At 66.0% G+C, this 17,271-nt stretch carries 15 protein-coding genes; 5 read left to right on the top strand and 10 right to left on the bottom strand.

Annotated elements, in window-relative coordinates; translation table 11 throughout:
- The first annotated feature begins 2 nt into the window (after window positions 1-2).
- The 3 genes from AB0L63_RS15710 (at window position 3) to AB0L63_RS15700 (ending at window position 4,107) form a co-directional block, all read left to right on the top strand.
- Window positions 3-1,019, top strand: a complete 1,017-nt coding sequence (locus tag AB0L63_RS15710; RefSeq protein WP_364500442.1) for an Rv2578c family radical SAM protein — start codon at window positions 3-5, stop codon at window positions 1,017-1,019.
- An 83-nt stretch (window positions 1,020-1,102) separates the two neighbouring features.
- Window positions 1,103-3,028, top strand: coding sequence for a 2-oxoacid:acceptor oxidoreductase subunit alpha (locus AB0L63_RS15705; protein WP_364500440.1), 1,926 nt, complete (start codon window positions 1,103-1,105; stop codon window positions 3,026-3,028).
- Window positions 3,028-4,107 carry a 2-oxoacid:ferredoxin oxidoreductase subunit beta gene (locus AB0L63_RS15700; RefSeq protein ID WP_364500438.1) on the top strand — a complete coding sequence of 360 codons (1,080 nt, stop codon included), beginning with the start codon at window positions 3,028-3,030 and terminating at the stop codon, window positions 4,105-4,107. The genes AB0L63_RS15705 and AB0L63_RS15700 overlap by 1 nt, the downstream gene beginning before the upstream one ends.
- On the opposite strand, the gene AB0L63_RS15695 is transcribed toward AB0L63_RS15700, so the two are convergent.
- The 4 genes from AB0L63_RS15695 to hisS all read right to left on the bottom strand — a co-directional run bounded on the left by AB0L63_RS15695 (window position 4,104) and on the right by hisS (window position 7,841).
- Window positions 4,104-4,502 carry a MarR family transcriptional regulator gene (locus AB0L63_RS15695; RefSeq protein ID WP_364500436.1) on the bottom strand — a complete coding sequence of 133 codons (399 nt, stop codon included), beginning with the start codon at window positions 4,500-4,502 and terminating at the stop codon, window positions 4,104-4,106. The two genes, AB0L63_RS15700 and AB0L63_RS15695, sit on opposite strands and share 4 nt — an antisense overlap.
- A 71-nt stretch (window positions 4,503-4,573) precedes the next feature.
- Window positions 4,574-5,581, bottom strand: a complete 1,008-nt coding sequence (locus AB0L63_RS15690; protein WP_364500433.1) for a malate dehydrogenase — start codon at window positions 5,579-5,581, stop codon at window positions 4,574-4,576.
- 283 nt (window positions 5,582-5,864) lie between these two features.
- A complete protein-coding gene (locus tag AB0L63_RS15685) occupies window positions 5,865-6,521 on the bottom strand; it encodes a hypothetical protein (RefSeq protein ID WP_364500431.1) in 657 nt (218 codons plus the stop codon).
- A 42-nt stretch (window positions 6,522-6,563) separates the two neighbouring features.
- Complete coding sequence (hisS, locus tag AB0L63_RS15680; RefSeq protein ID WP_364500429.1) at window positions 6,564-7,841, bottom strand: histidine--tRNA ligase; 1,278 nt, start codon at window positions 7,839-7,841, stop codon at window positions 6,564-6,566.
- Between the two features lie 159 nt (window positions 7,842-8,000).
- Between hisS and AB0L63_RS15675 the strand changes: the two genes are divergently transcribed.
- Both AB0L63_RS15675 and AB0L63_RS15670 read left to right on the top strand, forming a co-directional pair.
- A complete protein-coding gene (locus tag AB0L63_RS15675; RefSeq protein WP_364500426.1) occupies window positions 8,001-8,816 on the top strand; it encodes a peptidylprolyl isomerase in 816 nt (271 codons plus the stop codon).
- 459 nt (window positions 8,817-9,275) lie between these two features.
- Window positions 9,276-9,830: a hypothetical protein gene (locus tag AB0L63_RS15670; protein WP_364500423.1), complete on the top strand. Its 555-nt coding sequence runs from the start codon at window positions 9,276-9,278 to the stop codon at window positions 9,828-9,830.
- 67 nt (window positions 9,831-9,897) lie between these two features.
- Here the strand turns inward: AB0L63_RS15670 and AB0L63_RS15665 are convergent, their stop codons facing one another.
- From AB0L63_RS15665 to AB0L63_RS15640, 6 genes are all read right to left on the bottom strand, one after another.
- Window positions 9,898-10,284, bottom strand: coding sequence for a DUF4913 domain-containing protein (locus AB0L63_RS15665; protein ID WP_364500420.1), 387 nt, complete (start codon window positions 10,282-10,284; stop codon window positions 9,898-9,900).
- Window positions 10,281-12,104, bottom strand: a complete 1,824-nt coding sequence (locus AB0L63_RS15660) for a TraM recognition domain-containing protein (protein WP_364500417.1) — start codon at window positions 12,102-12,104, stop codon at window positions 10,281-10,283. The genes AB0L63_RS15665 and AB0L63_RS15660 overlap by 4 nt, the downstream gene beginning before the upstream one ends.
- A gap of 46 nt (window positions 12,105-12,150) precedes the next feature.
- Window positions 12,151-12,795: a hypothetical protein gene (locus tag AB0L63_RS15655; RefSeq protein ID WP_364500414.1), complete on the bottom strand. Its 645-nt coding sequence runs from the start codon at window positions 12,793-12,795 to the stop codon at window positions 12,151-12,153.
- On the bottom strand, window positions 12,792-14,474 hold the full coding sequence (locus AB0L63_RS15650) for a peptidoglycan DD-metalloendopeptidase family protein (RefSeq protein WP_364500411.1): 1,683 nt from the start codon (window positions 14,472-14,474) through the stop codon (window positions 12,792-12,794). The genes AB0L63_RS15655 and AB0L63_RS15650 overlap by 4 nt, the downstream gene beginning before the upstream one ends.
- A 126-nt stretch (window positions 14,475-14,600) precedes the next feature.
- Complete coding sequence (locus AB0L63_RS15645) at window positions 14,601-14,909, bottom strand: transposase (protein WP_364500408.1); 309 nt, start codon at window positions 14,907-14,909, stop codon at window positions 14,601-14,603.
- A 55-nt stretch (window positions 14,910-14,964) separates the two neighbouring features.
- Entirely contained in the window at window positions 14,965-17,271 is a 2,307-nt protein-coding gene (locus AB0L63_RS15640) for a hypothetical protein (RefSeq protein WP_364500405.1), read from the bottom strand.

Genomic DNA, 17,271 nt, shown 5'->3' with positions numbered 1-17,271 from the left:
GGGTGCGGTGGCAAACCCAAACCCTGGATGCCGACGACGGCGCCCTGCCCGGTCTCGACCGGGCAGGCTTCATACGCACTGTGCAGACCCCCGAATTCGAGGGCATCACATTCCACGAGGTGCTGTGCAAGAGCGCGCTGAACAAGATGCCGGAGGCGTCGAACCTGCCGTTCCATTGGACGATCAATCCGATGCGCGGCTGTTCACACGCCTGCCGCTACTGTTTCGCGCGACCCACCCACGAGTATCTGGATCTGGATGCGGGCCGGGATTTCGATTCGCAGATCGTGGTGAAGACCAATATCGCCGCGGTGCTGCGCAAACAACTCAGCCGGCGGTCCTGGCATCACGAACCCGTCGCGCTGGGCACCAATACCGATCCGTATCAACGGGCCGAGGGGCGATATCGGTTGATGCCCGGCATCATTCGCGCGCTGACCGATTCCGGCACGCCGTTCTCCATTCTCACCAAGGGCACCCTGCTGCGGCGGGATCTGCCGCTGCTCACCGCCGCGGCCAACCAGGTCCGGGTCAGCATCGCCGTCTCCATCGCGATCCTGGATATGGATCTGCACCGCAGCCTGGAAACGGGTACTCCGTCACCCAAGGCGCGGTTGGAGCTGGTGCGGGCGCTGACCGACGCCGGATTCGAGGTGAACGTCATGGTCGCGCCGGTGATTCCGTATCTCACCGACAGCCGCGCCCATCTCGACGCACTCTTCACCGTGATCGCCGAGGCCGGGGCGATATCGGTGGTCGCCTTCCCGATGCATCTGCGCGGCGCCACCCGTGGCTGGTTCCTGAGTTGGCTGGCCGAGGCGCATCCCGCACTGGTGCGCCGCTACCGCCAGCTCTATGGCCGCGGCGCCTATGTGACACCGGAATATGCGTCCTGGCTACGCGAGCGAGTGCAGCCACTGCTCCAGCGGCACGGCCTCACCCGCGAGCACACCCCGGAGCCCGAGCCCCGACTCTCCACACCGCAGCCGAACGACACGCAGCTGGCGCTGTTCGGGTAGAGCATTTCACAAGCAATTCCCGCACGCGGCGGAGTAGGTTGGCCAATGGCACCTCCCATCGGACGAGGAAGTGAAGCAGGCATATGGTTTCCGACCAAAGTGATGTCGGCGCAGCGAAATTGGAAAAGGTCGTAATTCGGTTCGCCGGTGACTCCGGTGACGGAATGCAGCTCACCGGTGATCGCTTCACGCACGAAGCGGCCGCATTCGGCAACGACCTCGCCACCCAGCCCAACTTCCCGGCCGAGATCCGGGCGCCGCAGGGGACACTTCCCGGCGTCTCGTCCTTCCAGATCCAGATCGCCGACTACGACATCTTGACCGCGGGCGACCAACCGGACGTGCTGGTCGCGATGAACCCGGCCGCGCTCAAGTCCAACCTGGAGGATCTGCCGCGCGGCGCCACCCTCATCGTGAACACCGACGAGTTCACCAAACGCAATCTGAGCAAGGTCGGCTACACCACCGATCCGCTCGACGACGACACGCTGAGCGATTTCGTGGTCCACCGCGTGCCGATGACCTCACTCACCCTCGGCGCGACCGAACCCACCGGCGTCGGCAAGAAAGACGGTCAGCGCGCGAAGAATATGTTCGCGCTCGGGCTGCTGTCCTGGATGTACGGACGTCCGATCGGCGGCACCGAACACTTCCTACGCGAGAAGTTCGCCGCGAAACCCGATATCGCCGAGGCGAATCTGCTCGCCTTCCGCGCGGGCTGGAACTACGGCGAGACCACCGAGAGCTTCGCAACCACCTTCGAGGTGGCCCCGGCCAAGCTGCCCCCGGGCACCTACCGCCAGATCACCGGTAATACCGCGCTCGCCTACGGCCTCGTCACCGCGGGGCAATTGTCCGGATTGCCGGTATTCCTCGGCACGTACCCGATCACACCCGCCTCCGACATCCTGCACGAACTCAGCAAGCACAAGAACTTCGGCGTCACCACCTTCCAGGCCGAGGACGAGATCGCGGGCATCGGCGCCGCCCTCGGCGCTTCGCTCGGCGGCGCGCTCGGCGTCACCAGTACATCCGGCCCCGGACTGGCGCTCAAGAGCGAAACCATCGGGCTCGCGGTGATGACGGAACTGCCGTTGGTGATCGTCGACGTGCAACGCGGCGGTCCGTCGACCGGACTGCCGACCAAGACCGAACAGGCCGACCTGCTACAAGCGCTCTACGGCCGCAATGGGGAATCGCCGGTCGCCGTACTCGCGCCGCGCTCCCCCGCCGACTGCTTCGCCACCGCGGTGGAAGCGGCCCGCATCGCGCTCACCTACCGCACGCCGGTGCTGTTGCTCTCCGACGGCTCGATCGCCAATGGCTCTGAGCCATGGTCGATTCCGCGTGTCGCCGACTTGGAGCCGATCGATCCGCGCTTCGAACCCGAGGCCGAGGAAGGCACGCCGTTCCAGCCCTACTCGCGTGATCCCGACACACTCGCCAGACCGCTCGCGGTGCCCGGCACCGCCGGTCGCGCGCATCGGATCGGCGGACTGGAGAAGGCCGACGGTAGCGGCAATATCTCCTATGAGCCAGGCAATCACGAACTGATGGTGCGGCTGCGGCAGGCCAAGATCGATGGCATCACCGTCCCCGACCTCGAGATCGACGACCCGGAGGGGCGGGCCGAACTGCTGCTGATCGGCTGGGGCAGTTCCTTCGGGCCGATCGGCGAGGCCTGCCGCCGCGCCCGCCGTCGCGGTGTCCCGGTCGCGCAGGCGCATCTGCGCCATCTGAATCCCTTGCCCGCCAACATCGGTGCCGTGCTGCGTAGCTATCGGACGGTGGTCGCGCCGGAAATGAACGGCGGCCAGCTGGCCATGCTGCTGCGCGCGAAGTATCTGGTGGATGTGCAACCGTGGACGAAGATCGCGGGCACGGCATTCTCCGCACAGGAACTCGTCGGCGTGATCGATGCGGCACTCGACGGGTCGATCGAGGATATGGAACACGATAAGGCCTTCGCGGCACGGGCGCGGGCCACGTACTCGGCTGGGGGTAACTGATGACCATGGTCGAAACCTCGCTCGTCGGAACCGATCTGGGTCTCACCGGCCTTTCCGGAGTGCCGTCCGCAGACGGACCGCAGAAGGTCAAGGACTTCACCTCCGATCAGGAGGTGCGCTGGTGCCCCGGCTGCGGTGACTACGTGATCCTGGCGACCGTACGCGGCTTCCTCGCCGAACTCGGATTGCGCAGGGAGAACCTGATGTTCGTCTCCGGGATCGGCTGCTCGAGCCGGTTCCCGTACTACCTCGAGGCCTACGGCATCCACTCCATCCACGGCCGCGCGCCCGCCATCGCGACCGGGCTCGCGGTGACCCGGCCGGATCTGTCGGTGTGGGTGGTGACCGGTGACGGTGACGCGCTGTCGATCGGCGGCAACCACCTGATCCATGCCCTGCGCCGCAATGTGAATATGACGATCCTGCTGTTCAACAATCGGATCTACGGACTCACCAAGGGGCAATACTCCCCCACCTCGGAAGAGGGCAAGATCACCAAGTCGACGCCGATGGGCTCGGTCGACCACCCGTTCAATACACTCTCGGTCGCGCTCGGCGCCGAAGCCAGCTTCGCGGCGCGCGCATTGGATTCCGATCGTGCTGGGCTCACCGAGGTGCTGCGTGCCGCCGCCGAACACCGCGGGACCTCGTTCGTGGAGATCCTGCAGGACTGCCCGATCTTCAATGACGGCTCCTTCGACGTGCTGCGCAAGGGCGATGTCGAATCCCGCCTCATTCCGCTGCATCACGGTCAACCGATCCGTTTCGGCGCCGATGGCGAATTCGCCGTGGTGCGTTCCGGTTTCGGGCTCGCGGTGGTACGCACCGACGACGTCGAAGAGTCCGAGATCATCGTGCACGACGCCTACACCGACAATCCGGAGTACGCCTACGCGCTCTCGCGCCTGTCCGACCAGGACCTCGGCCACGTGGTCACCGGTATCTTCCGCGATGTCACCAGGCCCACCTATGACGATGCGGTCCGCACCCAAACCGCCATGGCGCGCGAACGCAAACCGGTACACGAGGATTCGCTGCAATCCCTGCTCAACGGTTCAGAAACCTGGACCATCATCTAGACAGACCCATCCGATCGGCGAGCGGGCCGAGAATGCGATGTCGGTCGGCGCGCCCGGTCCGCGGTGGTCTCGGCGTCGACCGCATCGGCGACGTCGAGGCATTTGCGCAGTAGTACGCGGCCGTGCGAGTTCAGGTTCTGACGGTGGCGATCCTCCGGCGCCCGCAGCCGTTCGATGGCGCCGAGGGATTCCAGGTGGTCAGCCAGCGCGACGACCAGGCTCGGCGCTACTCGCAGTATCTGCGCCATCTCCGCCTGCGATGGCGGGCCGTTGGCCGCCAACACATTCAACATCCCGGCATGTTTCGGCTCGAGCCCTGACCCGACACATCGGCACTTAAGCGGTCGGTCAGGAACGCACCCAGCAATCCGAGCCAGGAGGAATTCGCTCGCCACCGCGGTCAGCCGGCCCTCGGTAGCAGCGAATCCGCGACGACCGCCGCCTGAGCTGCGACTTCGGACAGGTATCAGATGTTCTTGGCGAATCCGAGGTCGATGACGGTGTCGCGTTCCTGTTCGAGTTCCGCCACGCTGGCGTCGATGCGAGCGCGGGAGAATTCGTCGATTTCCAGGCCCTGGACGATCGAGTATTCGTCACCTGCGCAGGTGACGGGGAACGAGGCGATAAGGCCTTCAGGAATGCCGTACGAGCCGTCGGAGGGGACCGCCATGGAGGTCCAGTCGTCGGCGCGGGTGCCGAGTGACCAGTCGTGGATGTGGTCGATGGCGGCGCTGGCCGCGCTGGCGGCCGAGGATGCGCCGCGGGCCTGGATGATGGCGGTGCCGCGCTGTTGGACGGTGGGGATGAACTCTTCCCGTACCCAGTCCTGGTCCACGAGGTCGAGGGCGGGGCGGCCCGCGATGGTGGCGTGGGTGATGTCCGGATACTGGGTCGCGGAGTGATTGCCCCAGATGGCGACGCGGGCGATATCGGCGGCGGGCGCACCGGTCTTCTTGGCCAGTTGCGCGATGGCGCGGTTGTGGTCGAGGCGGGTCATCGCGGTGAAGCGCGCGGCCGGGACGTCCGGGGCATTGCTCATGGCGATGAAGGCGTTGGTGTTGGCCGGATTGCCGACCACGAGCACCTTGACGTCGTCGGCGGCGCTGGCGTTGATCGCTTGGCCCTGTTCGGTGAAGATCGGGCCGTTGGCGGCCAGCAGGTCCGAGCGCTCCATCCCCGCGGTGCGCGGCCGGGCACCGACCAGCAACGCGACATTCGCGCCCGCGAACCCGACCCATGGATCGTCGCTGATATCGATCGACTCGAGCAGCGGGAACGCACCATCCTCGAGTTCCATCGCCACCCCCTCCAGCGACGCTACCGCCGCCGGGATTTCCAGCAACCGCAGCCGTACCGGCGTCTCGGACCCGAGCAGCGCCCCGGATGCGATCCGGAACAGCAGACCGTAGGCGATCTGCCCCGCGCCGCCGGTCACGGCGACGGTCACGGGCGCGGTCCGAGCAGCGGTGCTCACGAGAAACTCCTTGCGATAGGCGGACACTCGATCCCACCCTAACGACTCTCACGGGCCCGGAACCGCAGTGGTGAGCTACGCGACAATCCCCACGCCGCACCCATCCAACCGGTCCAGCTAACGACAAGCGCCCCCGCACCCCTTCTCGACGCTCTATAGCGGCACCCATAACGGGTGCGAATCCTGACAGGAAGTGCGTCTGTTCAGCGCGGCACGCAACCATGCGTCGAATGCAATCGCGCAAGGCACGCCGATTCGCGTGTCGCGCAACTCGACTCGTGTATCAGCACAGCCCCGCGACCTCTTGATCGGTCAGGACGATCGGCGAAACGTAATCCTTCGCCCTCGCCAGCCGAACAGCACGGTACAGCGGCCGTTCTTCCAGCCCGGCATCCCGTGCCTCGGCCCGCAGCTGATGGACAAGCATGGTCGAAACCGCAACGGCCGCAGCGAGTTCGCTCGCGGCCAGTGCGTCGGCCAGCTTGCGGAGGCCGAGCAGGTGGAGTTCGCGGCCGCTGCCGGCATCGGTGTACATCGCGAGCGGGACGACCTGGGAATCGGCGCCTGCGGTCACCCGCAGGACGATCCGGCTCAAACGGGCCGGAAAAATGAGGATTTCGACGCCGTTGGCGGCGGCGATATCGACCTGACGCTCACCGATCACCCGCCGCGCGTGAATCGTGGTACCGGCCAACCACATCCGCCGTCGGCGCAACGCGATGGCGTAGGCGACGGTGGGTGCACCGACGACGAGACCGATCGAGATCGCGACCGACCACGGCACCAGCAGCGCCGCGAGCAATGCCGCGCCGATGCCCACCCCTACCGCGGCGAGAGCGAGTCGCCGCAGCATGGGTGCGTAGGTTTCGGGCGCGACGAGATCGAGCCCGACCGTCGGAACCGGATGGGCTGCGCCGGGATTCGTGGGTTCTACAGGCACGGCTGCTCATTCGTCGCGATGCGGGTGTACCCCGGCACCGTACTACCCGCCCGGACGCAACGCGGCGACGACGGCGGCCACCGTCTCGTCCAGTGGGATCTGCCGCTGTTCACCGGTGGCCATATCCTTCAGGCCGATGGTGTTCTCGGCCAAGTCACGGTCACCGAGGACCAGGGTGAATTTCGCACCGGACTTATCCGCGGCCTTCAGCGACCCTTTGACGCCGCGGCCACCGTAGGCCAGATCGACCCGGATACCCGCCGCCCGCAACTGCGCCGCGAGCACGACCAACCGCTGCTTGGCGGCATCACCGAGTGACACACCGTAGACCTCACACCGCGCCGGATCGCCCGCCGACTTGCCCTCGGCCTCCAGCGCCAGAATGGTGCGGTCCACACCGAGCCCGAATCCGATGCCGGACAACGGTTGTCCGCCCAATTCGGCCATCAGCCCGTCGTAACGTCCGCCGCCGCCGATACCCGACTGCGCCCCGAGCCCATCGTGTACGAATTCGAAGGTCGTCTTCGTGTAGTAGTCCAGGCCACGCACCATCCGCGGGTTCACGACGTAGGGCACGCCGAGCGCGTCGAGATACCCGAGCACCTGCTCGAAGTGCGTCTTCGCCGACTCCGACAGGTGATCGATCATCAACGGTGCGTTCGCGGTCATCTCGCGCACCTCGGGCCGCTTGTCGTCGAGCACCCGCAGCGGATTCAGCTGCGCGCGCCGCTTGGTCTCCTCGTCCAGCGGCAGCCCGAACAGGAACTCCTGCAGCAATTCGCGATATTGCGGACGACAGGTCTCGTCACCGAGGGAGGTGATCTCCAGCCGGAAACCATCGAGCCCGAGTCCGCGATATCCGGCGTCGGCGATCGCGATCACCTCGGCATCCAGTGCCGGATCATCGATACCGATCGCCTCGACACCAACCTGCTGCAGCTGCCGGTACCGACCGGCCTGCGGACGCTCATAACGGAAGAACGGCCCCGAGTACAGCAGCTTCACCGGCAACTGCCCCCGGTCGAGCCCGTGTTCGATGACCGCACGCATAACGCCCGCGGTACCCTCCGGCCGCAGCGTGACACTGCGCTCGCCGCGGTCGGCGAAGGTGTACATCTCCTTGGTCACCACATCGGTGGACTCACCGACGCCTCGCGCGAACAAGGCGGTGTCCTCGAAGATCGGCAGCTCCACATGCCCATACCCGGCGAATCGGGCGGCGCGGATCAAGCCGTCACGTACCGCGACGAACTCGGCCGAACCGGGTGGCACGTAATCCGGAACCCCCTTCGGGGCGGAGAAGCTGCTGGTCTTGGTCACGATGGTCCAGTTTCCACCACTACGGCCCGTCAAGTCCAACCGGTTTGCCGCCAGCCGCCTGTACAGCGTCACGACTGGTCGAAATGGCCTGCTGAGCAGTCTCAGGAATAGATGGCACAATCCTGTGCCGTACGTAACGGATACGGGAGGAACGTGGTAGTGCCGAGCAACGAACAGCGACGGGCCGCGGCGAAACGCAAGCTGGAACGCCAGCTGGCCAACCGGGCCGACCGAGCCCGCAAGCGGAAGCGACTCACGATCGCCGGATCGGCGCTCGGCGTGGTGATCGTGGCGGCGGCCGCCGTCGGCGTCTACTTCCTGACCAAGAGTGACGAGAAGCCGGCAGCCATCAGCTGCGACTACCGCGACAGTCAGAAGCCCGCCGATAAGCAGGTGAAGAAGCCGCGCACCAGCGGCATCGAGAACACCGGCGACAATGCGAGTCTCAGCGTCAGCATGGAGACCACCCAGGGCCCCATCGGCCTGACCCTGGACAACGCCAAGGCGCCGTGCACCGTGAACAGCTTCGCCAGCCTCGCCGGTCAGGGCTACTTCGACAACACCACCTGCCACCGCATGACCGCGGACGAGGGCCTGAAGGTTTTGCAGTGTGGTGACCCGACCGGCACCGGCACCGGTGGCCCCGGCTATCAGTTCGACAACGAGTACCCGACCAACCGCTACAACCCCGCCGACCCCGCATTGCAGAAGCCAATGGACTACAAGCGCGGCACGCTCGCCATGGCCAACGCGGGACCGGATCCCATCGACGGTGGTGGCACCAACGGCAGTCAGTTCTTCATCGTCTACGGCGATTCGCAACTGCCGCCGAACTACACCATCTTCGGCACCGTCGATCCGGACAGCATGGGCACGCTGGACAAGATCGCCGCGGGCGGTCAGGACAACTCCAACGGCCAGGGCGACGGCAAGCCCAATCTCCCGGTGACCATCCAGTCGGTCCGCATCGACTGAGCCGACCCTTTCGAGCGACCTGCAGGCAATCGCTACGACACGCCCGATCCGGATGCTCGGTTCGTTCGGGCCCGCCGCACACGGTGGGCAGCGCGCCCGAACTGCATCCGCGAACAAGCCAGGGTAGGCGACCCTCATCATTCGGTAAGGGTGCGCTATGACCGGAGATCCTCCGAAGCATTCCCCTACCCGCCGGAATTGTGCGTTATATGCTCTCGAGCGGCACGCCCGTACGGTTGTTGCCGAGCTTTCTCAGGTAATCTCGAATGAAGGAGAACGCGTAGCGTAGTCATCCCCTGGCTGGACGATCCCCCAACAGGGAATGCGACGCGACGAGTCCTCTGGGTGTCCACGTTTGCAGGCGGGGCACCGGCGCGGCGGACTACAGTTCGACGTGGCGGCGTCCGTGACGAAGCACCACAACATCCATAGTGATCACTGCAGCATCGGGGAGCAGCCATGTCCGAGGAATTGGACGACATCGGCCGGGAAACCGCGGCCATGATGAAGACTATGTTGCAAATTGCGACCCTGGTCGCACTGCGGACCCGGGAGCGTGGTCAGAAAGAAGCCGAAGCCCGCGTCAAGGTCACCGAGGCCCGCATCAAAGAGGCCCGGGAACTTCAGATCCGTGAGGCCCGTGACGCCAAGGCGAAGGACCCACGCAATCTCGAACTTGCCCGGATGGTCGAGAAATCGGTTCCGGCCAATGGGATTTCACTGGAGAAGGATCGATTCTCCGCGCAGGCCGAGGCCAGCCGAATGGCAGCGACGACCTCCGCCCAGTCCAAACCGCTCATCCGCTACGACTCCCAGGAGCGTAGGCATGCGATCGCGACACATCTCGCCCGGATCGGCATCGCACCGGAGCTGGCGGCGGTGCGGATGCTCATCGAAGTAGGCCAGGGGCAACCGCCGGAAGAAGCGGTACGCATTCGCGACGAAGCCGCCCGCGCGGCCTCCGCACGAGGTCGGGAACAGGAAGCACGCGGTTTGGAACGCGTTCGACAGTAGCTGGATCCCGAGCAGTAAACCGAAAACGCCCGCTGAAGCAGCGGGCGTTTCGACGTTTTCGGGCTCCTCAGATGCGGAAGTCACCGATGGTCGGATCGCCGAAGAGCCCCTGGGTGGGGGACTTCAGCGGCAGCGGGCTCAGCATGTCCTTGTGTCCGTTGCGGACACTGCAGTACTTGAACGGTCCGCGTGGATCGAAGAGTTTGGTCATATGCGGATCCGCGTGGTCGAGGAACCAGACGCTCAATCCGGTGCTCGGCTCGAGTCGGTAGTGCTCCCATGCGCGCCATAGCGCATCTAGTCGTGCCACCGCCTCGGCATGTTTCCACCACTCCGGGCACCATACCGTTTCACTGATATCGGTGACCTGACGCCGGTACACCACACTGAGGTAGTTCTCGACGAACTCCACCACATTGGTGTAGATCAGTGGCTCTTGCTGCTGTTCGGTCACAGCGGCCGGACCTCCTCGATTTGACCGTCTTCGGGTGGCGGAGCAGGCTTGGTCAGGTTGGGCGAGCCGAACAGGTCGGCAATCTCGGTCTTACGCCCCGGAAGATGGTGCGAGATCGACTTCTTCACGTCGTCAGCGTAGTCGCCCTCCCACCAGGGCACGGTACGCACGAGCACCGCGGGCTGGCCGGAGGTGAAGACGATCGCGCGGCCCTGTGGCAGTGTCGCCAGCGCATTCACGGTGAACGTTTTGGACGAGCCGAGCGAGCGCGAATAACTCTTGCCGCCTTTGGATTCCGAGACCGACGACGAAATCGAGTCGTATTCGCCGATCGCCTCGGAGCGGTCGCGCAGGAAGTTCATATCGTCGACGCCCGGACCGAGCACCTTGATATTGGCCGCCGACCACAGCGCCAGCATGCCGTCATCACCCCAGCAGCGTGCACCCTGGGCCCAGGACTGCAGCACCGTCATCACCACGATGCCGCGCGAACCGAAGTGACTGTACTGCTTGGGCAAATCCTTCCAGCGCACCACATTCGCCGCCTCGTCCAGGACCGCGAGCATCGGGATCGGCAGCCGTCCGCCCGGCGAATGCGTGGCCTTGCGCATGGCCACATCGACCACAGCCTCGGTGAGGGCACTGACCAGCGGCGCCGCCGAACCACGGCCCTCCAGCGAGAGGCTGTAGAGAGTGCCGTTGTTCTCGATGAATTCGAGTTCGTCGAACTGCATGCGGTTCTCGCCCGGCAGGATCCACGGGTGCACATTCGACAACTGCAGGCAGCGGATCATTTTCTTCGCAGTGCCGAAAATGCCGCTCTTGGTGCGCGGATCGGCGTTGTACTGCATCGCGAGGCCCGAGGCGGTGTAGTGCTTGCTCGCATTGCGCAACAGCTCGATGGGCTCGGAGTCATTGGGGTTGGTCACCCAGTCCCAGACCTGGACGATCGGGCGACCACCGAGGGCCGCGGCGAGGAACAGCCCGGCGAGGAGGTCCTCGGCTTCGGGATCGAAGAACATATCGCTCTTGGCATCGGAACCGTTGTCGGCGTCGGCGAAGTGTCCAGCCAGCCGTGCGGCCCGCATCTCCGCACCGTCGTGGTGGGCGTCCACCCAAGCCAGTGGATCCCAAAACCAGGTGGGCTCCTCCCCTGCGACACCCTGCGGATCGAAGACGAAGGTGCGACTTCCTTTGGCCTCGCGCACATCTCGGGTCGCATCGACCACATCACGCTTATTCGAGGTGGACAGCACCGGGCCGATCGCGGTCAGGATGGCCGGGATCACTCGGGAGGTCGATTTGCCCTGTCGTGGACCCCAGATGTCCAGGTGCAGATCCTCATACGAGCCGTAAAGCATCACTCCGTCGGCGACGCCGATGCCGATCGGCACACCCGGACTGTCGTTGTAGCCGAGCCGGACGCCGAGCATTTCGGCCTTCGACCGCACCCCGGCCTCGGTCAGCGATTTGATGGCGCCGCCGCTACCCATCACATCGGCCTTGTCGTCCACGGCGAGCCGCCCGACGGACCGAAGTGTGGCGAGCCGCTTGCGCACCACCACATAGGCCACAATCGCCGCGATCACGAGCAACACGATCACCGTGGAAGCGCGCGGCCAGTGCAATTTGCCCTTGACCAGATCGGCGACGATCGCGATCGGATTGATCGGAACGTCCTGCGGGGTGACAGCCATCGCGTTGCCGATATGCAGGGCGATCCACAGGGTTCCGAGAGTCGCGAAACCGGCATAGATCATATAGAGGGTGATATCGGGTCCGACCACGGCCGGATCCTGCACCTTCTTCTTTTTCGCCATGTCTGCCTCCTGTTAGGACCTAGCTATGCGGTTGTCGCTGGTGGGTTCAGCGGAACGCATCGAGCCGCCAACCTTCCGATGTGCGCACCACAGTCGCGATGACCGTCGCGGGCGGCAGGGATTCCTTGCGCCCGTTCGGGTAGACGACCGTTTGCTCGATCCCGATCTTGAACTGTTGGATATTCGGATCGGCGCTCGCGGGCGGGCGCTCCCCCGAAGCGAAGACGAAAGCCTCGATATGTGCCTGCGCCTTGGCCCAGTCCGCCCACTGCAGTGTCGCTTTCGGTGTCTCGATCCCGGTCGGCGTGCTGTCCAGCATGCGGATCAGGCTGGGGCCCAACCATTTCCGCGCACGCGACAGCGAGGCACCTGGAACCTCGGTGGCGGGCTGCCAGGAGTAGATCTCCTTCAGCGCGGCCACCGCGACGCCGTCGGGCGTCACCGGATCGGGTGCGGGCACACCCTCCAGCAATCGGGTCGTGGACGTGGACGGCTGCGGCGCACCGGAACCCGACTCCCGATTCGAGCTGGCGCACCCCGCACCCAACATCGCAACGCTCACCATCAGCATCACCACCAGGTTCGCGCGTGCATTGTTACTCAAGGCTAGCTGCCGGGACCGGTACTTGTGTGGTCCAATCGCCGCACCTGCTCTGGCGTATTCGCCCGCCGCGGAATCGGTTGTCGTCACAGCACCCTCCTTCCGCGGCCGTCACCCGGAACAGCGACCTCGGTCACGCCACTGGAATGCCCGTATGTGGCGGGCACAGACTGGATCATTCGGCCGTTGCCGGAATAGATGCCGACCACGGCGGGGCCGCGCGGGCCGAATGAGCTGAACACCAGATCACCGGGTTGCAGCTTGCTCAGCGAGACTTCGACGCCCGCCTCCCACTGCTGTTCTGTGGTGCGCGGCAGTGTCACCGTCCCCGACGACGCCGCGAACACCGCCGCCGACGTGAGGCCGGGACCGTCCATACCGCCGCCGCTCGGGCCCTGCGGGCCGCCGCCACCCCAGACATACGGGGTGCCGAGCCATTGCTGAGCCGCCTGGACGACCTGAATACCGCCCGCACCCTCCTGCGGGGTGAAGCGGCCATTGGAACCCTGCGCACGGTATTGCGGTTCCATCGCAAGGATATTCGCGACGTACGGCTGGGTTTCGGCATAGTGCGCGGCCACCTGGTTCGGCATACCACCGGAGGCGAGTACCGCGCCCTCACCGGCGTTGTAGGCGGCCAGGGTCAGCGCGACGACATCGCCTTGCACGCGCCCCTCGGACTCCCACGCCATGATCTTGTGCGCGAGCGCGCACATATAGCGACCCTGACCGATGATCGCGTCGCCGTCGTCCCATACGCTCGCGACGCCATTGCCGTCGGCATCGATGACGTAGGGCTGACCGTCATCGGGATTGATACTGGCCGCGGTACCGGGCAGGAACTGTGCCAGACCCTGCGCACCGGCGGGCGAGGCGGCTCCGCGCCGGAATCCGGACTCCTGCCTCCCCTGTGCGGCCAGCAGCGACGGGGTGATCTGCGTACAGATGGAACCCGCTCGGCGGTACCAGATTTCGAGTTCTTGCGGCACCTTACCCGCGGCCAGCGCACCGCCCGCGGTACCGAAGCCGCGATTGCAGCGCGGATCGGTCGAGAAGGCCTGCGCGCCACCGACATCCGGTGTCGGCGCGCCGTCGAGCCAGGGCACCGGATCGATTTGCCGACCGCCGGTGAAGCGTCCGCCAGGCACGATTTCGAAATGCAGGTGCGGGCCACTGGATTCGCCCGCCGAGCCGACCTGCGCGATGGGCTGCCCGGCGACGAGGGTATCGCCGACGCGCACGTGCACGCCGCTGTCCCACATATGGCCGTACACCGCTGAATAGGCGCGGCCGTTGGTATCGACGGAATCGACGACGATCCAGTTGCCGAAACCCGAAGCGGGACCGGCGGCCACGACCCGTCCGTCGGAGACCGAGTAGATGGTGGTGCCGTCAGAGGCGGCGAAGTCGACGCCCTTATGCGTGCCGCCACGCGCACCGAATACATCCGACACGGTGAAGGTACCAGCGGCCAGCGGCAGCGTCCGGCGGATCGGGCCGACGCCCGCGGCTAGCGACGGCGCACCGGTGGCGGTCGAATGGGCTTGGGTGGCAGTCGGATTGCCGGTCGTACTCGCGGGCGCCGGCGTACCGGTGACCCGTGAACCACCGGACGCATAACCACCGAGCGGCGCGAGCACACTCGACGATACGAGCACCGAGGTGCCCTCGCAGGCGTCGTCCACAGCAGGCATCACGATGACGACCACCAGGGTCATCAGCCCGAGCACGCTCGCCAGCGCCAGATAGAGGATGGTCCGCCCGGTCACCGGATCCCCGGCAACGCCGAACAACCGCGGGGCGAACCCAGGAGGTTCACGACTCCGCCTCGCTGACGCTCAACTCCGCCATACCCCTCAGCGGGCTGCGCCTATCGTTCACTCTCCGACGCACGCTCATGATCGCCGCCGAGATTCGTTGAGGGTGTCGGCCAGGGTGCGGTTCATCTCCGCGGCGGCGGCCAGTTGTTGTTGTAGCAGTGCGACTTTGCGGCGCAGCGCCGTCGCGTCCAAGCGCTCCAGACTCGGTCCCTCGGCGGCGCGGACCCAATTGCGCACCGAGTTGGTATGCACGCCGATCTGCTCGGCGACCAGCCGGCATGCCTCCGATTCGCTGCGTAGTTTGCCGGTAAGTGCGATGACTTGCTCGACCGCGGCTTTGCGTACTTCCGGCGACACTCTCCGATAGGACCGGTGCGGCATCATACGCCCCACCTCCCACGGCCGTCCGCCAGTCTCGATAACAGTGCGAGCAGCCCGCTCATGCGGCACTCCCACTGGGGGAATCGCCACCACGCGAAGTCGACTCGGTGAACTCGGAGAAGCGTTGGTTGGTCTCGTGGATCCCACTCTCCTTCTCGGACAGGGTGAATTCCATATGGAACGGGATACCGGGACGGCGATCCTCACCGATCTTCAGTAGGAATTTGCCGGTACCCGGCGGCGACGGGCGCAGCTGACCGGGTTTGAGCGCCTCGCCCGTCAACGCCTGCGGTGCGGACCATCCGGTCACCATCTCCCCCTCGGCGGACGTGAACGGAACCACGCTGTCCAGGCGCTTGATCTCCTCGCCGGGCAGCGCGCCGAATATCTTGGCGCGCGCGCGTTCGAGAAAGCCGAGCGCCTTCGCGATGGCGGCTTCCGATCCCAGTGCTTGCAGGTCCTTGATGGTGTGGCTGATCATGATCAGCGCGGTAGCGATGCTGCGCTGCAGACGAGTCAGCTCATCGACCCGGTCGACCATGAAGTCGCCGAGGCCGAGCACCTGCCACAGCTCGTCCATCACCACCTGGAAATAGCGCTGCTGGCCGAGTTTCGCATCGGCGAGCACATGCGCGGCCTCCACCGACGCAAAGCCATCGGCCCAGCAGGCCAGCATCACGGCGGCCTTGAGCTTCTTATCGCCGGTGGGGATATGGGATACGTCGATGCAGACCGCGACCGCGCTGGTATCGATCGGAACGCTGGTCTGCCCGTTGAAGATCGCGCCGAACGGGCCCTGGGTCAAGGCGCGCAGCGAGCGGCGTAGACCCTTGATGGCCACCTGGTAATCGTTCGGATCATCGGCGCCGGCGTCGAGTTGCAATTCGTCACCGCCGGCGACGATTACCTCGAGCAGGTTCTCCATGATGGGCGGTTGATCGGGTGTGTAGCCGCTGCCCGGCCGATAGAGGATGCGCAGCGCGGTGGAGATCAGCGTCTCCTCGTAATCGCGCACCCGGGCACCACGGACCAGTTCGACCAGGCCGGCGATGAGCGTGACCTGGCGGGCGCGCATATCCTGCAGCACCTGAAGTTGCAGCGCCGGAAACTCGTCCAGCAACGGCACGACCGAACCGAGCACACCGGCGGCGAGCGGGTTGAGCTTGCCGTGCCCGTAACCGAGGTCGATCACCTGGCCACCGACCAGTTCGACCAATTTGCGATAGTCCGGTTTCACGTCGGCCAGGATCAGCGGCGTGATGCCCTGTGCGATACCGCCGAGCACGATCCGGCGCACCAGCGAGGACTTACCGAAACCGTTGAGCCCCAACACGAAAAGGCTGGGCGCGGTGATGAAGCTGCCGCGCAGGAACCAGTTCATCGGGTCGAAGCAGACCGGGGCGCCGGTATGCAGATGCGAACCGAGCGGGGTACCGATCAAGGGCGCACCCGCGCCGACCGACCACGGCCACAGACCGGCCACCTGGGCGGTGGTGGCCCGGTATTCGACCGGGCGGCCGACGACATTCATCCGGCCGCCGCCGGGACCCATGTAGCCGCGATCGGTGAGTTGCGCTGTGCTGCGGTCGAATCCGTCCTCGAAGACCTGTTCGGCGCGGGCCGCGTAGTTGCGTCGGCGGATATCGTCGGTGCGGATCCGGAAGGTCGCGAAGGCCGCCCGCAGGCCGGTGCCCTCCCGGCTGATCTGCTCGAGTTTGGCCCTGGTCGCATCGTCGAGCAGCGGTGGGCCGGACTGTTTGCGCTTGTCCGACCTGGCCTTCGCGCGACGGGCGGCCTTGTCCATCTGCGGGGTGCCCATGGCACGGTCGGCGGTGTAGTCGATCTTGGCCGCGCGCTGTGCCTCGCGACTCGCTCGCGAGCCGTTGCGTTCCGGTCGTGCCACGCGTTCCCCCCGTGCCGGTCGTTGCGGTGCGCCATCTCGTGGGCGAGCGGTCCTGGTGCCGTCTGGACGTCCACGTTCGGCCGAAGTCCGTTCACCCCAGCCGTTTTCCAAGCTGGTGCGGCCGCGATCCGGATGCGGCCGATCGGCACGGCCACCGTCCGCGGCTGCGGCACCAGGGCGCGCCCGTCGATCGGCCGCATTGCGCGACGGTCGCCGCTCCCGATCGGACGTTTCGCCGATGCCGGTCCGCTCGCCGCCGCTCACCCGCGCCGGGCCCCGCGCGGACCGCCGATCCCGGTCGGGCATCTCCTCGATGCCCGACCGCTCGCCCCGGCGGCCCTCGGAGAGCCGCTGAGTCCGCTCGTCCGTGGGCCGCGCCCAAGCCGCGTCCTCGGGACGCCGCCTGCGGCGCACCGGCATTTCGTCCCGTTCGCGCACGGGTGGCTCGTACTCGCCTGCCAT

The sequence above is a fragment of the Nocardia sp. NPDC051990 genome (genome assembly GCF_040680755.1).
In the GTDB taxonomy this organism is placed as follows: domain Bacteria; phylum Actinomycetota; class Actinomycetes; order Mycobacteriales; family Mycobacteriaceae; genus Nocardia.
This window is presented reverse-complemented; position numbering and strand designations above follow the sequence as displayed.